The sequence below is a fragment of the Caballeronia sp. M23-90 genome, assembly GCF_053574605.1.
The window spans coordinates 1-17,563 of the sequence record NZ_JBSIPA010000012.1 but is presented as its reverse complement, the minus strand read 5'-3'; the positions used below and the strand labels follow the sequence as shown (position 1 = coordinate 17,563).

The window sequence follows — 17,563 nt, the reverse complement described above, 5'->3', positions numbered from 1 at the left end:
CCTCAATGTCTTCATGCTCTTCGACCACTAACGACGTAGGTATAGAGCCGCACGCTGCCGTCGGCTTCCTTCTTTCTATAGATTCCCTGGATCTCGTTCTCGAAACCAGGGAAACGGTTCCCGCCTTCCTCGAACATCCGGAAGTAATCGAGCGTGGGCATCGCGCGCTCGGTGTAGCGCTCGCCGGATACCACCACCGCAATACCCGGCGGATAAACAAGACCGAGTGTTGCCGCGATTCGTCCCTCGATCTCGTCGATCGGCAACAGCTCCACGTTGTTGCGCACAAGTTCGTGCATGGCGGCTTGCGGGGTCATCGCCATCTCGGGAAAGTGCGCTGCGCGGAATTGCTCGCGTTGCAGGCGGCTTGCATTGCGCTCACGATAGAACGCATGCATGTCGGCGCAAAGATCGCGCAGGCCGATTCCCGCGTAACGCTCGCTATGGGCAGCGACGAAGGTCGGGATGACATCGTCGAGAAGCGCGTTCTCGTCGTGCAATTGTTTGAAGCGCACCAGTGCCGAAAGGAGCGTGCCCGCCTTGCTCGACTCCAGCCCCGGTGTCAGCAGGAACAGGATGCTATTGAGGTCATTCTTCTCGGGCACGATGCGCCGTTCGCGCAGGAACTCGGCGAGCACCGCTGCCGGAACACCGTGCTCCGCGTATTCGCCGGTGCGTCGATCGAACCCGGGCGTGATGAGCGTTAGCTTGTTCGGGTCCGTCATCGCGTAGCCGGGCGAGAGGTGGCCGAAGCCATGCCATTTCGCGTCCGGCGCAAGCTCCCAGTAACGCGGATCGCTCGCAAGTTCGTCCGTTGACAGGTCTTCCCAGCGTTGCATGCCGCTCGTGGCCGTGACCTTGTCAGGAACAAACGGATCGAAGAACCAGCGCCGTGCGGGGTCCGTCTCGGTGGCTTCGTAGTCGTGTTTCAGCACACGGATCTTCTTGCGCATCTCGATCCCGAGCTTGATCGTATCGTCCCACAGCACTTCGCCGGAGCGGCCCTTCATCATTTGCGCGCCCACATCGAGCGAGGCGAACAACGGATAGAACGGCGACGTGGACGAGTGCTGCATGAAAGTCTCGTTGAAGCGCCGGTGACTGACCTGGCGACGCTGGCCGTCCAGATGCGCGTCCTTTACGTGGATCTGCGACGCTTGCGAGAAGCCGGCGAGCTGCTTGTGCGTCGACTGCGTGGCAAGGATGCCCGGCGCGTTGGCATCCAGTCCCTCGATGCCCATCGCGAAACGTCCCTTGAATAGCGGATGGAACTTCATGAAACCGGCCCAGGCTTCGTCAAAGAGAATGTATTCGCACAGGTGCCCGATCTTCTCGATCAGCATTTGCGCGTTGTAGATCGTGCCGTCGTAGGTGCATTGCTCGATCACCGCAACACGAAACGGCCGCTCGTGCTGCCACGCCTTGGGATCGGTGATGAGCTTGTTGTAACGGATGCCGTCGCGGATGCGGTCTTCGTCGAGCGCGTCGTAGTCGATCGGACCGATCATCCCGTGCGCATTGCGCTGCGTCTGCAAATAGACGGGGATGCCCCCGCCGAGCAGCAGCGCGCCGTGATGTGCCGCCTTATGATTGTTGCGATCGAAGAGCACCAGGTCACCCGGTGTCACGAGTGCGGTCAATGCAATCTTGTTGGACGTGGACGTACCGTTCAGCACGAAGTAAGTCCGATCCGCGCCGAAGATCCGCGCTGCCGCTTTTTGCGCAGCGAGCGCGGGGCCTTCATGAACCAGCAGGTCACCCAGTTCGACGACGGAGTTATCCAGGTCGTTACGGAACACCGCTTCGCCCAGATGCTTGACGAACGCGCGGCCGATCGGACTTTTCTGGTAAAACACGCCACCGTTGTGGCCCGGACAGGTCCACATCTGGTTCGCCTGTTCCGCGTAATCGACCATCGCGCCAAAGAACGGCGTCTTGAGCGAGTCAGCGTACGTCCGCAAATGACTCACCAGGTTGCGGGCGACGAACTCAGGCGTATCCTCTTCGATGAACACATAACCCGTCACATGCCCCAGCACCGCAACCGGAATCTCCGCGAGCAGATGGCGCTCGACCAGGATGAAGATGGGTACGTCGAGACCCCGCTCCCGGACAAAGCGCACGAAAGCCTCAACGTCCGTCTCTGATTCGGTCAGCGACCATTCCACGATCACGCAGCCAACCGCGGCCTCGCTGCGGATAGCCGAGGACGCTTCTGCCACCGTGACGGTGACCGTGGTGGCATAGCCCAAGCGTCCGAGTTCATCGACGAGTCGCTGAAAGCGTGACGACGGCAACACGGGTGGCAAGGGCAACGCACAGCAAAACAGGAAGCCGAACATCTGGTCATACAGCATCTTGATCCTTGTATTGGCAATCGTATTGCGTCATTCACGACCTCAACTGATCTTCACCAAGCCCCTGCTGAACAGGACGACAGCCACACCCGCCACGACCACGAGCAGGCCCGCGACCGATGCCTCACGCCCCGTGAACACACGCTCGCCGGCTGCATGTTCACGTCGTGCCCACCAGAAGACGGGGAAGCCGAGTGCGAACAGAATGGTGGACATCAGAAGGAACTGCAGTCCCGCGGCATAGACGAGCCAGAGGGAATAGACAGTCGCCAACACGCCGGTCCAGATCGATTCTTTCGAGGTTTCACCGGCGGTCGGTGCGTACTTCGACTGCGTCGCGTAGCGCCACAGGAAGACCGTGCTCGCCAGATACGGCGGCAGGATCATGATCCCGGTGATCGAGATCAGCCACATCCAGGCGTCGTGGGCGAACAGCACCACGAAGATCACGAGCTGCATGGTCGCGCTCGATACCCACAGCGACGGCGCCGCGGCATGGTGACGGTTTTCTTTAGCGAGAAACTTCGGGAATACGCCGTCCTTTGCGCCTTCGAACGGCAACTCCGCGACAAGGATGGTCCAGGCAAGCCAGCAGCTCAGAAGCGACACGAGCAGCGAGACGACGATAAACACCGCGCCCCAGTCGCCCACTGCTGCTTTCAGCACGTAAGCCGTAGACGGTGAAGCCAGCCCCGCGAGTTGTGCCTGATGCATCACACCGAACGGCAGCGCCGACAACAGGAAATAGAGGATCGTGCAAACCGTCAGGCCGAGAAAAGTCGCGATTCCTACTTGCGAGGTCTTGCTGGCGCGGTCCGAAACCACCACCGCCCCCTCGATGCCGATGAACACCCACAACGTGACGAGCATCGTGCTCTTGACCTGCCCAAGGAGGCTGCCCAAATGCTCCTGAGCGCCCCAGAAGTCGTAGGAGAACATGCCGCCCTTGATCGCCACCGCCATCGCGCACAGGGCCACGGTGATGGTGCCAATATTCAATACGCTCGAGATGACGCTCAGGATGGCTGCCCGCTTAACGCCATACAGCACGACAAAATGCATGACCCAGATCAGCAGCGACGCGCCGACAATCGACGGCCAGGTGTTGCCCGCTGCGAACACCGGAAAGAAATAGCCGACCGTCTTCATGATCAGCACGGCGAATGCAACATTGCCGAAAGCAGCGGACAGCCAGTAGCCCCAAGCCATCTCGAAGCCCGCGAACGAGCCGAAGCCTTCTTTCGCATACGAGTAGATGCCCGCTTTCAGATCAGGGCGTTTGTCGGCCAGCGTGCGAAACGTGTTCGACAGAAAGAACATGCCGACAAGCGTGATCATCCACGCGATCACGATTGCCGCCAGTCCTGCGCCCTGCGCCATGTTCTGCGGCAGATTGAAGGCGCCGCCGCCGATCATCGAGGCGATCACAACACCCGTGAGGAGCGGCAAGCTCAGCTTGCGGCCTCCGGGTTGAGCGGCGGGTTGAGCAACGACCGTATCGGCGGCAACGGGCTTGAGCGGCAAACTGCTATGCGTCTGGTCCATAAGATGTTTTCTCCCTGCTGCTGGTGTGCCGTTGCAAGCGCCCTTCGGCGTTTGACCCGATCCAGCATAGGGACTGCATCAGCCCGCTCGTTGATCTTTATCAACCCCGGTTTAAGTGGGACCGCTACCTTTCAAAGCGGCGCTTCACTGTTCATTGGTCAACACCGCTCAACCCAATCCCAAACAGGGTGATTCCATGCAACGTGCGTACACCGGCGGCACGGCCAAGCCGTTCTCCTCCGAAGACAGCAAGTTCTATCTCGTGGGAGGCGGCATTGCATCGCTGGCCGCGGCCGCCTTCCTGATCCGCGATGCCGATGTTCCGGGCCGCAATATCACGATACTTGAAGCGCTTGGCGTGGCAGGCGGAAGTCTGGACGCAGCGGGCTCGGCGCAAGAAGGTTATGTACTGCGGGGCGGCCGCATGCTCGAGAGCAAGTACGTATGTACGTTTGACCTGTTTTCATCGATCCCCACGCTCGATGAAAGCAAGACGGTCACGCAGGAAATCCTGGACTGGAATGAAACGGTGAAGACTTCGTCGAAGTCTCGTCTGGTACGCAACGGTCGTCGGATCGACAAACCCGAGTTCGGGCTCACCGAAAAAGACATACTCACGCTCGAACGGCTCGCAATCGAACCGGAGCGCCTGCTCGGCCGCAGCCGCATAGCGGACCACTTCGCCCCGGCCTTCTTCAAGACCGACTTCTGGCTGATGTGGTGCACGACCTTCGCGTTCCAGCCATGGCATAGCGCGGTTGAATTCAAGCGCTACCTGCTGCGCTTCGTGCACATGGTATCGGGATTCAATCAGTTGCACGGGATCATGCGCACGGTCTACAACCAATACGACTCGATGGTCCGACCGCTGAGAAAATGGCTCGACAACCGCGGCGTTCAGTTCCAGTTCGACACACGTGTGAGCGATCTGGTGTTCAACGAAGCCGACGGCGAAACGCGCGTGGAGGGAATCGTCTGCGAGCGCGAGGGGCACAGCGAATCAATCCCGGTGGGGCCTTGCGATGCGGTGATCGTCACGCTGGGATCAATGACCAAAGGCTCGACGCTCGGCGGTATGGATCGCGCCGTCGCACTGGACAGCGGCGCCAACACCGGTTCCTGGGCGCTCTGGAACAAGATCGCCGTGGACCGCCCAACTTTCGGCCGCCCGCACGTGTTCACTGATCACGTCGATGAATCGAAGTGGCTGTCGTTCACAACCACCTTGCATGATCCCGCATTCTTCAACCTAGTCCGGGATTTCACCGGCAATGTGCCTGGAGAAGGTGGGCTCATCACCTTCGCGGATTCGAACTGGCTCATGTCCATCGTCCTGCCGCATCAACCGCATTTCATCGGTCAGCCGAGTGACGTGCAGGTGTTCTGGGGATACGGCCTCTATATCGATCGCCCAGGCGACTTCATGAAAAAACCGATGGCCGAGTGCACAGGCCGCGAGATCATGACCGAGGTACTGGGACATCTGCGGGCTGGCCACGCGGCTGCGGTTCTCGACCATGCCGTATGCATTCCGTGCCTGATGCCTTTCATTACGAGCCAGTTCATGCCGCGCGAGCACGGCGACCGGCCGGAAGTCGTGCCGCAGGGATCGGTGAACCTGGCTTTTACCGGCCAATTTTGCGAATTGCCGGACGACGTTGTCTTCACCGTCGAGTATTCGATTCGCTCGGCGCAGGCAGCGGTATATCAGCTACTTGATATCGATAAAACGCCGCCAGCCGTCTATAAGGGAAAGTTCAATCCGCGTATCCTGTTCAAGGCGTTCGAGGCCCTGCACGACCTATAGGGAGCAAACAACCCGCCTAGAGCCCCAGTCGCCTTGGTACGCACCGCATCCACTGAGTAGTTTCCGAGTCTGCGCATCGGCGGTCTATGTCGATACCATTGAGACAAACCGGCACGGACGGGTTTGCATCCGCGATTCCGTGCTCATTCTATTCAACGCGTTTTAAGGAGAAGCAAATGACTGGCAACGACGTTCTGATCGCTACGTTCGACGACCACACGGAAGCCGATGCGGCTGTCCGAAAACTTATTGAAAATGGCTTCGACATGAGACATTTCAGCGTGATCGGCAAGGGTTATCACACCGAGGAAAAAGTGGTCGGTTTCTACAACACCGGCGACCGCATGAAAATTTGGGGGAAATACGGTGCGTTCTGGGGCGCGCTATGGGGTGCTCTGTTCGGCGGTGTCTTCCTGACGTTGCCGGTCATCGGGCCTGTTGTCGTGGTCGGTTATCTTGCATCCATTGTGATATCCGCTGTTGAAGGCGCAGTTGTAGTAGGGAGTGTCAGCGCTTTGAGCGCTGCGCTCTTCACAGCGGGCGTTCCAAAAGACTATGTCATCCATTACGAGACTGCGCTCCAAGCCAATGGGTTTCTCGTGATGGCAAATGGCCCGGCCGAAGAAATGGCGCGCGCCCGAACAATCCTAGAAGCACACAATCCGACACGGCTGGACCTTCACGAAGGGACAATGCCTGCTAATGAAGTGCCAGCTGCAGCGGTGCTTTGACGTGACTTGACCTTCGCCTAAAGCTAGGCAGATAGTGAATCAAGGCCCGAAAGATCGACGCCACATCGTTCGATACTTTCGGTACCGTCTCTCTCAAGCGTATGCAGCGGATTCATCCGTCAAAGAGAGCGCTCCGCTGAATTTGCTGCGGAAACGAACCTCGAGGAAGTCCCATCTACGCCTTTGACGAGTCGTAACGCAATCGCCGTTGCTCGCCGTTGCTATATCTGCGAATCTGACAACTCTAGCAGCTACCTGCAGTCGACGGAGCAGCCGGTATCGACGTCCGTTACTCTGATGAACCGGTACTCTCAAGAGCAACGAACTTTCCATTTTTTCGATAATGCCGATGCCTCAATTCGACAAAGCTCGCCTGCTTGGGGCTTACTGCGCTTACGATGTTGAACGATGGGCAGGTCCCCTTGACGCCGCCCATCTACGCGCGTCCGACAACAGACCAGACCCGACCCGCCCGCGTTGGATACGCTTGTGCCGTTTCGCGCGCGCTACTACGCCACCAAAGATATTCATACAGCCAGCCGAAGTTCGGTCCCAATGACCGTCTTGCGTCTTGTATCTGCGGCTATCGCGTGTTCGGCTCAGCGTCTATGGTTGTCTTACGTTGCGCCAATAAGCTGTTTCATCGCGGCGGCGTTTCCGTTTCGCGCTCATTCGCAAAACGAGCAAATAAACGCGACTTTAATCTGTGCCATCATCTCCGATGCATTCGGCTGCCAGCGAGGAACGGAAACAGTAACGGTCTTGATCCGTATCCTCTGAAAGAAAAGCCACGATCGCGATCTGAGAGGTCTCGGCCGCAAGAGAGCCCTACCGTGCTAGCGATTAGGTCTTCTCCGTAATGTCTCGATCTCTTCCAGCAAATCGAGTGCGAGCGCAACACCGGCAGGGTTTAGCCCAAAATCGTGTGTTAAACGCTGCGCCGTCGCCGCACGACGCAATGCACTGCCAGTAAAGCGCCAAGCCACCGCGGCGTGCCCCCGCAGTTCAAACGCACCTTCGGCCACCCAAAGGCTCAATTGTTCCGCGGACGCGCCACTTGCCCTGCTCAGTTCGCCAAGCGTAAATTCGACGCTTTCTTCGACGATCTCACCTTGCAAAAAAACCGTTGTCGATGATGTCATGTCGAATCGCCCCTGGAGCTGGCTCGCGGATCGAACTTGAAAGCGTCGCGCAGCGCGCCATAAGCGGACTTTTCCGCATCGGTGTCGGCAAGTGGCAAAACAACATCGAGCACGACATACAGGTCACCAACAGGCGTTGATTGTGTCGCCTGCGGAATACCTCGACCCTTCAGCCGCAACCGTCTCCCATTCGCAGAGTTGCGCGGCACCGTCATGCTAACACTGCCGCCATCGGGTGTTGGCACGATAACTTCCGCACCGAGTGTCGCCTCCCAAGGTGCGACTGGCAGGTCGATAGTCACGTCGCGGCCTTCAACCCTAAACCGCGTCTGTTCCCTCCATTCTATTTCCAGGTACAGATCGCCTGATGAGCCTTCCCCGATTGGCGCCCCGCCCTGACCGGCAAGCCGAAGACGCTGGCCTGCGAGAATTCCCTTGGGAATGGAGACATTTAGGGTGCGCAATTGCATTCCCACCACCCCATTAGCATCCGCGACTGGCATCCGCAGTGTGATCGCACGTTGCGCGCCCGTGAATGAGTCACGCAAATCGATCATGACCTTGGCGTGATGGTCCTGCCCTTCTGCGTGCGCGGAAGGCTGGCGCCGTTGCGTACTCGCGCTCCCGAACATTGATTCGAAAAAGTCGCTGAAATCGCCATGCGTGCCTCTTCCGTCACCTCGTCCGCTGTATTCAAAGCCGTCGTTCCAGTTTGGCGATGGGCTAAAGTTCTCGGCATTATTCGGTTTCTCGCCCAGTTGGTCATATGCCGCGCGCTTTTCCGGGTCCTTGAGCACCTGATAGGCTTCGCCCACCTCTTTAAAGCCTGCTTCCGCGTCAGCTTTCTTGTTGAGATCGGGATGAAATTTGCGGGCGAGCTTTCGATGAGCGGCCTTGATCTCTGTTTGTGTGGCCGTACGGGGCAGGCCCATCACTTTGTAGTAATCCTTGTACTTCATTGGCGATCCAATCCTAGCCATGTAGTGATGTAGAAATCGATGTTGACCGCTAATATCTACTGCGTAGCGTGGAGCAACTTCGGGGGAAGTCGTAGACAAGATTGAGGGGTTAGCGTTCCTCAATATGGATGCCATAAAGCGCATATACGATACAAACAATTCTCATCGGACCTTTTACTTCATCAGTACTTTAGTGATCGAGATGGAGCAGAAGCGCCGCCACTGCGCGTTAATTCGTACTTGCATTTCGTCATGAGCTAAGACAACGCTCAAGTGACCTCGTGGAGGGCTCGACCACTTTTTTCAAACGACGTCATATTGGCGATCGTTGTTTCAGCAATTGCAGCCAGCGCATCGCTTGTAAAGAAACCTTGATGACCAGTGACAAGAACGTTCGGGAATGTCAAGAGGCGCTCGAAGACATCATCGCCAATCACTTCGTCCGATTTGTCCTCAAAGAACAGCGCCGCTTCCTCTTCGTAGACGTCGAGTCCCAAATGCCCGATAACCCCGGTTTTTATGCCATTGACAACGGCCAATGTATCGATAATCGCACCACGGCTCGTATTGATCAACATCGCCCCATGCTTCATTTTCTCAATCGCGGCCGCGTCGATCAGGTGTCTAGTCTGCGGGGTCAACGGACAATGAAGTGAGACTATGTCGGATGCCGCAAGCAGTTCACCAAGTGCTAGATAGGTAACACCGAAACTGACACAAGCGGAATCAGGGTTAATGTCATACGCCAGCACGCGGCAGCCATAACCTTTCATGATCCTCGCGAGACTTGCGCCAATGCGTCCAGTCCCCACAATTCCCACGGTGCACCCCTGCAAATTGAAGCCAAGTAGACCTTCGAGAGCGAAATTACCTTCGCGAACTCGCGCGTAAGCACGATGAATATTTCGATTCAACGAGAGGATCAGCGCCGATGCGTGCTCCGCGACAGCCTCGGGAGAATATGCCGGTACACGGGCGATGGTTATTTCCTGTCGCTTCGCTGCGTCGAGATCGACGTTGTTGTAACCCGCCGCCCGTAGCGCGACAAGTCGTACACCAAGTACCTTAAATTCCTTTAAAACTGCCTCGTTGACCTGGTCGTTCACGAAGACACATACTGCATCGGACCCGCGCGCGAGCACCGCTGTATCGGATGTTAGACGTGCCTCAAGGTAGTGGAGCTTATGGCCTTTTCCAACTGCCGTATCCATAAACTGGCGATCGTAAGATTTGGTGCTATAAACGGCGATGTCCATGCTATGTCTCTCCGCCAGATTTTTACATTGATGAATGAACAACTGTGTTTTTGGCAAGGGTTGCGACGCTTTTTGGGGCTCGGTCCGGCGCGCCGGACCGGCCGGTTTCCCGCAGGAACAGACTTAGAATAATCGCAATTACGACGCCGACGACCAGTGGCAAGAACGCTGTCTGAAATTCATGCAAACTCAAGGGCGAGGCCTGGTCCGGAACCATTAGACGGGAGATGAAGGGCGACACTATTCCGGTGGTCACAAATACAAGGAAATTCATTACTCCTGCAGCAGTACCTTTGACTTCCGAAGGATTGACCTCCTTCATCATTGAAAAGGGAATCATTGCCGCGCCAGATGAGATGCCGAGCAACAAAGCCACTGTAAAACGCGGCATCACGCCCACGGGTATGTAGATCGCGCTAAGACCCGCGGCAAGCATGACCAGCGCACCTACAATCAAGACCGGCTTGCGGCGGCCTATTTTATCCGAGATGTATCCAAGCAATGGACAACCAATGACCCAACCAATGGGCACCATGGCTGCGTCCGATGCAGCCGCCGCCATGGTCATCTTCTCGCCACCATGAAGAAATGAAGTCGCCCAAACCAATGCGCCTATCGTAGTCGGCAAAAACAACAAACCCCCTACGACCCCGGCTAGCCAACTTTGAGCGTTGCCGAACACCGTTTTGAACGGCTTTATCGCGTTGCTGAAAGATAGAGGTCCATGATGATTCGGACTGTCCCCTTTCTCCTGCGGCATGAAGAACCAAGTCGCCATCGCGAGAACGAAGCCGATGCAAGCGAACGCAATCCAAACATATTGCCAGCTGACGTGGAAGCTGCCGGCCGGATCTATCACCATGTGGACCGGCTTGGAGCCGAAAGCCGCGCCTGCCATCCCAAGGCATTGAGTGAAGCCGATAAACATCGCTAACATACGGGCAGGCAGATACCGAGCAGCGACGTAAGACGACCCGATAAAGGCAAATATCGCGCCGACTGCCTGAAGGACAAATCCAATCATGCCTGCCACTTCGCTGCCCTGCGCGAATATGAGGCAGCCTACACCTACCACGGCGATACCAAACGGAATTGTTACTCGTGGGCCATATCGGTCTAGCAAAACGCCTGCGGCCAACGCCATTAAGGCATAAGCCACATAGTAAGCCGAAATCATTGCGCCGATGTGATTGCCGCCCCAAGCTGCGGTAAGCTCACTCTGCATGACACCAGGCGCTGATCTCACCGCGTATTGAAAGAAGTAGAAAACCGCGCACAGCAACCACGCTACAAAAAAGAGTGGCTTAAGGTCATTGGGCGCTACTTGGTCAATGGACTGAATAGCGGGCGTGCCTTGCGGATTTGCAATTTCGGCGGTCGTTGGCATGATATTTAGGTTATTTAACTACTATCCGAATGGCATCTGTACACAGATCGAATCGATATGGCTAATGAGTCGACTTTCGTGATACTAGGGACGGGCAAATGCAAAGCTAGAAGCTGGCGGTGCTGCTCCGCAGCTTCACCTTTGCCGGTGCAAGTATCGGCACCAGCTGTGTGAACAGCCCTATGTACTGGATACCCAGAGTAATTGTTCGGCGCCTTCGGGCCATAATCTTTGTAAGCAGGAATAGGCATACACGCATCGATACAGAAAGATTCGTACGGCTCATCGCAACTCCCTTCGAAAAATTGAAATTCCTGTAATACCCACCAAGACATACAAGAACAAATCCGTACCGCTATTCACTTGTTGTATCGCTTCAATGTGAGCCGGAGGCATGGGTGTCAGCGACCTACTAGAAGACCGGTGGCTTAGGTGGATCCTTTTCATTTATCCGGAACCCTAAGCCGCGTGCTAGATGCCGGATCTACCGCATTGCAACTTTCTCTACCCTCTGGCAACCGCTACTCTTGTCGACCGAAGTTCGTGTGTAGTTCCTCTTTGAAGGATCTATCTGGGGCTATGGCACTGAATAACGGACTGCTTCTGACTTCGTCGCGCGTTAATGGCGTCGACACAGACGACCCAATCCAATCGATATGGTTCAGCCAGCGCGTTGCAATCAGTACTTGGTCGCCGCCTGGCCACCAACTTCTTGTATCGACGATTAGGTCTCGGATTACCCAAGCGGCGTCATCGAAAACAAACCCATCGACATGACCGATGCCGCCGTCCGCAGCCTGGATGCGGTAGCCGCTAACTGCGCGAGTACTTCGCAAGTGTGTGTCCTCGGTGCGCGCGTCCTCTTCATGCTCGAATCGCCCGACGTTCGTGTCGCTTCTTCCGCCAGTCGTTGTACCCATCGACCTTGATGTCGGAAGTTCGCTCATTCCCCACAAAAATGCCCCATCCCAGTACGTCGGATAGCCGTAGTAGTCGAGGTAGTCAATTTCATGCTGACGCGACACAGGTCGATGCGTGTCGATTTCTGGACTGTCCTTGACCTGTTGACGCGTCAAATCCAACTTGATCGATCCAGAAACCTGGTTGTTCGGCTCAAATGAGTAGGGGGAAATTAGGACTTGTCTTGTATCAAACCAGTTTCCCGTTTCGACGACGAGGTAACGCACTCCCCACGCCTCGTCGTCGAAGTAACAATCTTTGATGTTGCCGATTTCTCCGTCTCGGGCGATCACCGGTTGTCCGTAAAGCCGCTGAATACTTTGCAACATGATCGACCCTCCCTATTCGCTCCAGCCCGAGCCCGCACAACTGAAGGCAGGTTAAAAAGATGCGACAGCCACTTTGACGATGCATACGAGTCATCGTAAAAGTGACCGTTTTCCCGTCGTAGACTTCAGCGTCCTCGAGTAGTAATCAACGAACGGACTGCCTGTCGAGGAACCCCCCAAGTCGGGTCTCAATCACCCGTTTCGTTATCTTGTATCCTCAGCAATCAGCAGGACGAGCGAACCAAAAATGCTAAAGAAGCCATCCGACGCGAAAATGTGCGGCCAGTATGAGCTTCAGCTTCCATCGCTTACTATCGCGCTTAGCCATCGTCGGATGGGTCGAGTGCGTGTACCGTCGCTAAAACTTGATGGTAGAGACATCGCGTTGAGTTAGATAGCATCGGAAACTACTCAGCAACAAGTGTCCGTTTCTCGTCGCAACATGCGTACGAGTTGGCGTGCGTGTCTAGTAAGCTGATGCAACGGAAAATTAGGGTAAGGGGCAGCGCTTCCAAGCTGAAGTCAGATGTTGTGAAAGGCGCAGGTATCTTGTCATTGTTGATCTCGCGCAATATCTAAGGCGGCGATCTTTATGATCGCCGCGTGATCTTCGTAAAATCCCGGCGTTTAGGGCGCCGTCCGGTTCTTGGCGAAATGTCCACCTGCGATGGTTAAGTCATCTCGGAGATAGGTTGTATAACGGTCGGGTTTCCCTTAGGCAGCGGTCGGCAGATAGCGCAAAGGCGAATCGGGCGCATCGAAACTGCAGTGTATTGCTTGTGATCGCAATGCCTCGTCGTGGAAGGCTTACTCCCTTGCGGCGTTTGAGCGGCGCACGATCTCCAAACGACATTGGCGACCGACTTGACAATTACGTGTCCGGCGTACTGTACATAGCACCGCACGGGGCTCGCGTGACGCCACCATACGTCACGGGACACGGGATCGAAGTGTTGCTGGCCGAGCGGCTGAATCAGGACTCTTGGTAGGCAAATTGCCTTATTTAAGACAGTTGCGCGTTGAATCCGCGCCATGTCATGCCTGTGTTTCCCAAGGTGGTGGTCAAGATGCCAGCGGTCGCGGTTTATGAAGCCCTATGAGCAGCCAAAGGTGAGTCCCGCTGGAAATACGGCTGTATGCAAAGTTATAACGTAACAAAATCGCTGTCTAAATATCAAATCACCACCGGCAACAAGTGATCAATTCGTTCCCACATTGATACAAGTCAAGATCGGGAGCACCGGGGTGGCGCTTACTCAGACAGTTGATGGATTTGCTGCATGTCCTTGAATAGGGCTTAGGGGTTGGTAATGCTAACGCGGTCTTCTCGAGAACAAACGTGGTCTTCGCCTTGATCTTCGAGATATTGGAAGCATCCGCACAGGACGCGGCACCTGCGCCGCAGTCTCAGGCCACCCCACCGTTCACCGCGCAGCAACTTGATCAAATGCTTGCATCAATCGCTGCGTTCCGATTTATCTCGTTGCCCGGATCACGAAGGCGGTGACATGTCATCTCGATGTTGTCGAAGACGATTTGAGCACACGGTTGGCACGCTTTGCGTTGTCCGGAGCATTCGGCCTAGAAAGTGCAGGGACAAATGCGTGATTGCGCGGCCCTCGCACTCTCAACCTCTCTGAGTGGGCTGCAGTGGCCGACTGATACCAGCAAAACGGAAACGAACGACCAGAAGGCGAACCGCCTTCAACCAGCGGCACTAAGGATAAAGAGGTTGAATATGAGCAGCGCACTGGTAGAAGTCTACGACTACAAAGCCCCTAACGGCAACAACCCCGCTTGGATCTGGCAAGGAACCCCCAAGCACATTGCAGAGATGGGACTTCATCCCATCTCGGGAACGGCGAAGCAAGTGCCAGCTACTGAAATTGACGAAACCGGTCGATATCGGCCTGAGTGGGGGACCGGGCAGCAGTAGATTGGCTGTCGTTTTGTTCCGTGTGCGTCAGCCGTACATCGAGATGAAAACGTCACCTTTGCCCGTATACGACTGTCACCCATTGAAAGGCCCGCATGGAATATGGCAAAAAAATCATTGCGTGCCGATATTGCGATACGCTGTTCCAAAAGCCGATTCTAACCGGCCGCGACGAAGTCGCATGCTGCCCGAGATGTGGATCGACGCTCTATAGCAGTGCCTCACGGCGAATTAAAATTACGAGCGCATTAACGCTGGCGGCCTTGATCACGTTTCTGATAGCCCAGGCGTGTCCAATCCTAGAACTCGTGGCTGACGGGATCACATCCCAGACCACCTTGACAGGCGCGATCATGGTTTTATGGCACGAAAATGTGCAATTCATCGCGGCCTTGGTCTTCGGCTTGACCATCCTCTTCCCACTGACAGAGCTCACCGCACTGCTATATTTGCTGATGCCCATACGGGCAGGATACATTCCACCGGGATTCAACTGGGTGCTGAGGATGATCCAGCACATCCGATCGTGGGAAATGATCGAAGTGTTTATGCTCGCTGTTCTGGTAGCAATGGTAAAGATGCTTAGTCTGGCGCGCGTGATTCCGGAAATCGCCTTTTTTGCATTCGGTGCGCTGACGATCATGCTTGCGATCCTCGTGAAGTTTGATTTGCGATCATTGTGGGATCTCGCAGACGGGCTGAGCCTCAATCAGGCGAAGCGCTCAACCTGCAGTGAGCCGATAATCGAGGCTGTACAAGCAGGACCACCGCGCGCAGCGATGGCAGTGGCCGCGCAATCAAGCGCAAGTAACCCCAAGCACACATTGCAATACGTCACGGCGCTACGGGCCGGCCTGATCTCTTGTGCCGCGTGTGCGCGGCTTGATCCGTACAAGCGCAGCATGAAAAACCAGCGGTGCTCTCGCTGTGACGCGGCTTTGCACCAGCGTCATCCGGATAGCCTGAGGCGCACCTGGGCGCTTTTGATCGCCGCTGGCCTCTTGTATATCCCCGCGAATTTGCTGCCTGTCATGCATACCGCCACATTGACGGACATGCAAGACAATACAATCATGAGTGGAGTTATCTATTTCTGGACATCGGGCGAATGGCCCCTCGCTGTGATCGTCTTCGTCGCGAGTATCGTGGTGCCGATGTTTAAAATTTCTGCATTGGTGCTGCTCCTCATCACTGCGCGGCGTCATTCAAGCTGGCGTCTTCGCGAACGTACCAGACTGTACCGGATGATCCAACACATTGGGCGGTGGTCGATGCTCGACGTGTTTGTCGTTACGGTGACAGTAGCACTGGTGCGCTTCCAACCCTTCGCCGAGGTTACGGCCGGCCCGGGCGTGATCGCATTCGGTTCAGTGGTAATTCTCACTCTGCTTGCCGCGGAGCAATTCGACCCGCGGCTCGTCTGGGATGCTGTGGAGTCTTAACATTCCGTTGTTCACTCGGGTGCGGCGACCAGTCCATTTCCTGATCTGGTTCGGATAAAACGCTTGCACAACTTATTTTGGTCCTAAAGCAGTGCGAGCTTGTCCGCGCCGAGCGAATTTTGAGCCACCGCGCCGATTGCATTCTGAGCCAGGGTGGAGACCGGTCTAAAGGAGGACCGGTTGTGGATAAGTCTATGGGTTTTCGAGTTGTTTGTCCTCCTGCGTATGAGGATGGGTTGCGCCGGGGAAGCTGTGAAGGGCGTAGCCCGTAGCAGATTCCCCGGCGCGGCAAGCGCCGATCATTCGAGCTCAGAAGCACTTGCAGCGTCGGCTTTTCGCGCAGTTTCACGCGACCGGATGCGCTTCTTTGCACTGGCGCTGCTATGCCGGAAACGGTGACTCTCGTTGCCGGTCTCCACGATGTGGCAGTGGTGCGTTATGCATTGACCTACCGTAGCACGACTTCAATTCCAAATAACTAGAACTATCCGCCCCTTCATTTTGAGCGTTTCGGAGGTAATCCGGTCGCTACCGTCGCGTCCCTTCGCAATCTAATATGCCCGATGACCAGCCCGTGCGAGTGAGAACGAGCGGCGAGAAGCCGGTACGCATCGAGCGTTGCTTTGATGTCCTGAAACTCCGAGCGCGTGCCGACGTTGCGTGCCGCACGTCCTTCAGTCAGGCCAACGGGGAGCCGACACATCTGCATCATTTAGCACGAAGCATTTAAAGCAGTAAGGCATGCAGCGACGGTCGGCAAGCCATGTTGGCGGCGTCTGTATCTGGCTCAACCTGGCAACATCAAGACGCGCGAGCGTCGCGAATTGCTGCAGTGTAAAAGGCGATATTGTCGGGAAGAGTATCCATCCTGCGCTTCCCAGCACAGGCATCTCTTCTGAAACGCTGCTTTCCCAAAGCGCCCCAACGCTGACCTGATAGCGTGCCGCCACCCTGCCAAGCCAGCTCCCGAAAGCCTCTTCATAGAAGGGCCTTGGAGCGACCGGCCAGAGACCCGAGTTACTGCGTGATTCGGCAGGCATGCTCAAGGTGCGTCATATTGATCAATTCGTCGCCGTTGCGAATCGCCAGCTCTGCGGCGTTGTTCAGCAGCGAAGATATTTCACCAGTTAGTCCTCCAGTCGCACTCAAGACGAACTGAACAATCTCGCGTCGAGCGAGATCCGACGGTTTGCGCAGTGGAAGCACCCGTTCGAACGCGGCGAGCAGCCGTCGTAGACCTTCGCTTTCGCGCCAACGCGGGATCTCAAATGGCGTATAACGGCTGATCATTTGAGTATCGGTTTGAAGCGCCAATACAGCATCGCGTGTTCCGACCAGAACCATACTGATCTGTAAGTCATTCGCGAGGAATTTAAGAAGGTTCAGGGCCGCACGCTGCTCGCGATAGCTGCCCGCCAGCAGATGATGGACCTCGTCGACAACCAGCATCCTTGGAGATACGCGTCTGAGGATGTCACGAGCTAACCGCTCCAAAGAGGCCAGACCAGCTGCAGCATTGTGCGGAGCGCCTAGCTCGAACAGAAGGCCCGAATAAAATCGATGCTGGTCTGGAGTCGGTGGCATCTGCGTATTCCACGCCATCGCGAACAAGGATTCCACGGGAAAAAAATCACGAATTCCACGGCAAAGTTAATGCCGATTCCACGGCAAAGTTAATGCCGATTCCACGGCAAATAGAACAAGGTTTCCAC

The 17,563-nt window shown here is 56.0% G+C and carries 10 protein-coding genes and 2 pseudogenes; 3 read left to right on the top strand and 9 right to left on the bottom strand.

Features of this window, described 5'->3' with window-relative positions; genetic code table 11:
* Positions 1-11: 11 nt before the first annotated feature.
* Both speC and ACRXB1_RS02635 read right to left on the bottom strand, forming a co-directional pair.
* Positions 12-2,357: an ornithine decarboxylase gene (gene speC, locus ACRXB1_RS02640; RefSeq protein WP_449491001.1), complete on the bottom strand. Its 2,346-nt coding sequence runs from the start codon at positions 2,355-2,357 to the stop codon at positions 12-14.
* A gap of 42 nt (positions 2,358-2,399) precedes the next feature.
* On the bottom strand, positions 2,400-3,902 hold the full coding sequence (locus ACRXB1_RS02635) for a basic amino acid/polyamine antiporter (protein WP_449491000.1): 1,503 nt from the start codon (positions 3,900-3,902) through the stop codon (positions 2,400-2,402).
* A gap of 196 nt (positions 3,903-4,098) precedes the next feature.
* Here ACRXB1_RS02635 and ACRXB1_RS02630 point away from each other — a divergent pair, with 196 nt between their 5' ends.
* A complete protein-coding gene (locus ACRXB1_RS02630) occupies positions 4,099-5,709 on the top strand; it encodes an oleate hydratase (RefSeq protein ID WP_449490999.1) in 1,611 nt (536 codons plus the stop codon).
* Positions 5,710-5,885: 176 nt separating this feature from the next.
* On the top strand, positions 5,886-6,440 hold the full coding sequence (locus ACRXB1_RS02625) for a general stress protein (RefSeq protein ID WP_449490998.1): 555 nt from the start codon (positions 5,886-5,888) through the stop codon (positions 6,438-6,440).
* An 836-nt stretch (positions 6,441-7,276) separates the two neighbouring features.
* On the opposite strand, the gene ACRXB1_RS02620 is transcribed toward ACRXB1_RS02625, so the two are convergent.
* From ACRXB1_RS02620 to ACRXB1_RS02600, 5 genes are all read right to left on the bottom strand, one after another.
* A complete protein-coding gene (locus tag ACRXB1_RS02620; RefSeq protein ID WP_449490997.1) occupies positions 7,277-7,582 on the bottom strand; it encodes a chaperone modulator CbpM in 306 nt (101 codons plus the stop codon).
* Complete coding sequence (locus ACRXB1_RS02615) at positions 7,579-8,541, bottom strand: DnaJ C-terminal domain-containing protein (protein ID WP_449490996.1); 963 nt, start codon at positions 8,539-8,541, stop codon at positions 7,579-7,581. Before ACRXB1_RS02615 ends, ACRXB1_RS02620 begins: the two co-directional genes overlap by 4 nt.
* Positions 8,542-8,810: 269 nt before the next feature.
* Positions 8,811-9,797: a 2-hydroxyacid dehydrogenase gene (locus ACRXB1_RS02610; RefSeq protein WP_449490995.1), complete on the bottom strand. Its 987-nt coding sequence runs from the start codon at positions 9,795-9,797 to the stop codon at positions 8,811-8,813.
* 22 nt (positions 9,798-9,819) lie between these two features.
* Complete coding sequence (locus tag ACRXB1_RS02605; protein WP_449490994.1) at positions 9,820-11,184, bottom strand: MFS transporter; 1,365 nt, start codon at positions 11,182-11,184, stop codon at positions 9,820-9,822.
* Positions 11,185-11,705: 521 nt separating this feature from the next.
* On the bottom strand, positions 11,706-12,473 hold the full coding sequence (locus ACRXB1_RS02600) for a PRC-barrel domain-containing protein (RefSeq protein ID WP_449490993.1): 768 nt from the start codon (positions 12,471-12,473) through the stop codon (positions 11,706-11,708).
* A 2,031-nt stretch (positions 12,474-14,504) separates the two neighbouring features.
* Here ACRXB1_RS02600 and ACRXB1_RS02595 point away from each other — a divergent pair.
* Entirely contained in the window at positions 14,505-15,851 is a 1,347-nt protein-coding gene (locus ACRXB1_RS02595; RefSeq protein WP_449490992.1) for a paraquat-inducible protein A, read from the top strand.
* A gap of 299 nt (positions 15,852-16,150) precedes the next feature.
* On the opposite strand, the pseudogene ACRXB1_RS02590 reads toward ACRXB1_RS02595, so the two are convergent.
* Both ACRXB1_RS02590 and ACRXB1_RS02585 read right to left on the bottom strand, forming a co-directional pair.
* Positions 16,151-16,291: pseudogene (locus tag ACRXB1_RS02590) on the bottom strand (AAA family ATPase); the annotation flags it as partial.
* A gap of 577 nt (positions 16,292-16,868) precedes the next feature.
* Positions 16,869-17,438: pseudogene (locus ACRXB1_RS02585) on the bottom strand (TniB family NTP-binding protein); the annotation flags it as partial.
* Between the last annotated feature and the right edge of the window lie 125 nt (positions 17,439-17,563).

Excerpts from the sequence above, each read along its gene's own strand:
- ACRXB1_RS02610 (WP_449490995.1), bottom strand. The coding sequence starts at position 9,797 with ATGGACATCGCCGTTTATAGCACCAAATCTTACGATCGCCAGTTTATG.
- ACRXB1_RS02600 (WP_449490993.1), bottom strand. The coding sequence starts at position 12,473 with ATGTTGCAAAGTATTCAGCGGCTTTACGGACAACCGGTGATCGCCCGA.
- ACRXB1_RS02605 (WP_449490994.1), bottom strand. The coding sequence starts at position 11,184 with ATGCCAACGACCGCCGAAATTGCAAATCCGCAAGGCACGCCCGCTATT.
- ACRXB1_RS02595 (WP_449490992.1), top strand. The coding sequence starts at position 14,505 with ATGGAATATGGCAAAAAAATCATTGCGTGCCGATATTGCGATACGCTG.
- ACRXB1_RS02630 (WP_449490999.1), top strand. The coding sequence starts at position 4,099 with ATGCAACGTGCGTACACCGGCGGCACGGCCAAGCCGTTCTCCTCCGAA.
- ACRXB1_RS02615 (WP_449490996.1), bottom strand. The coding sequence starts at position 8,541 with ATGAAGTACAAGGATTACTACAAAGTGATGGGCCTGCCCCGTACGGCC.
- ACRXB1_RS02635 (WP_449491000.1), bottom strand. The coding sequence starts at position 3,902 with ATGGACCAGACGCATAGCAGTTTGCCGCTCAAGCCCGTTGCCGCCGAT.
- speC (WP_449491001.1), bottom strand. The coding sequence starts at position 2,357 with ATGCTGTATGACCAGATGTTCGGCTTCCTGTTTTGCTGTGCGTTGCCC.
- ACRXB1_RS02625 (WP_449490998.1), top strand. The coding sequence starts at position 5,886 with ATGACTGGCAACGACGTTCTGATCGCTACGTTCGACGACCACACGGAA.
- ACRXB1_RS02620 (WP_449490997.1), bottom strand. The coding sequence starts at position 7,582 with ATGACATCATCGACAACGGTTTTTTTGCAAGGTGAGATCGTCGAAGAA.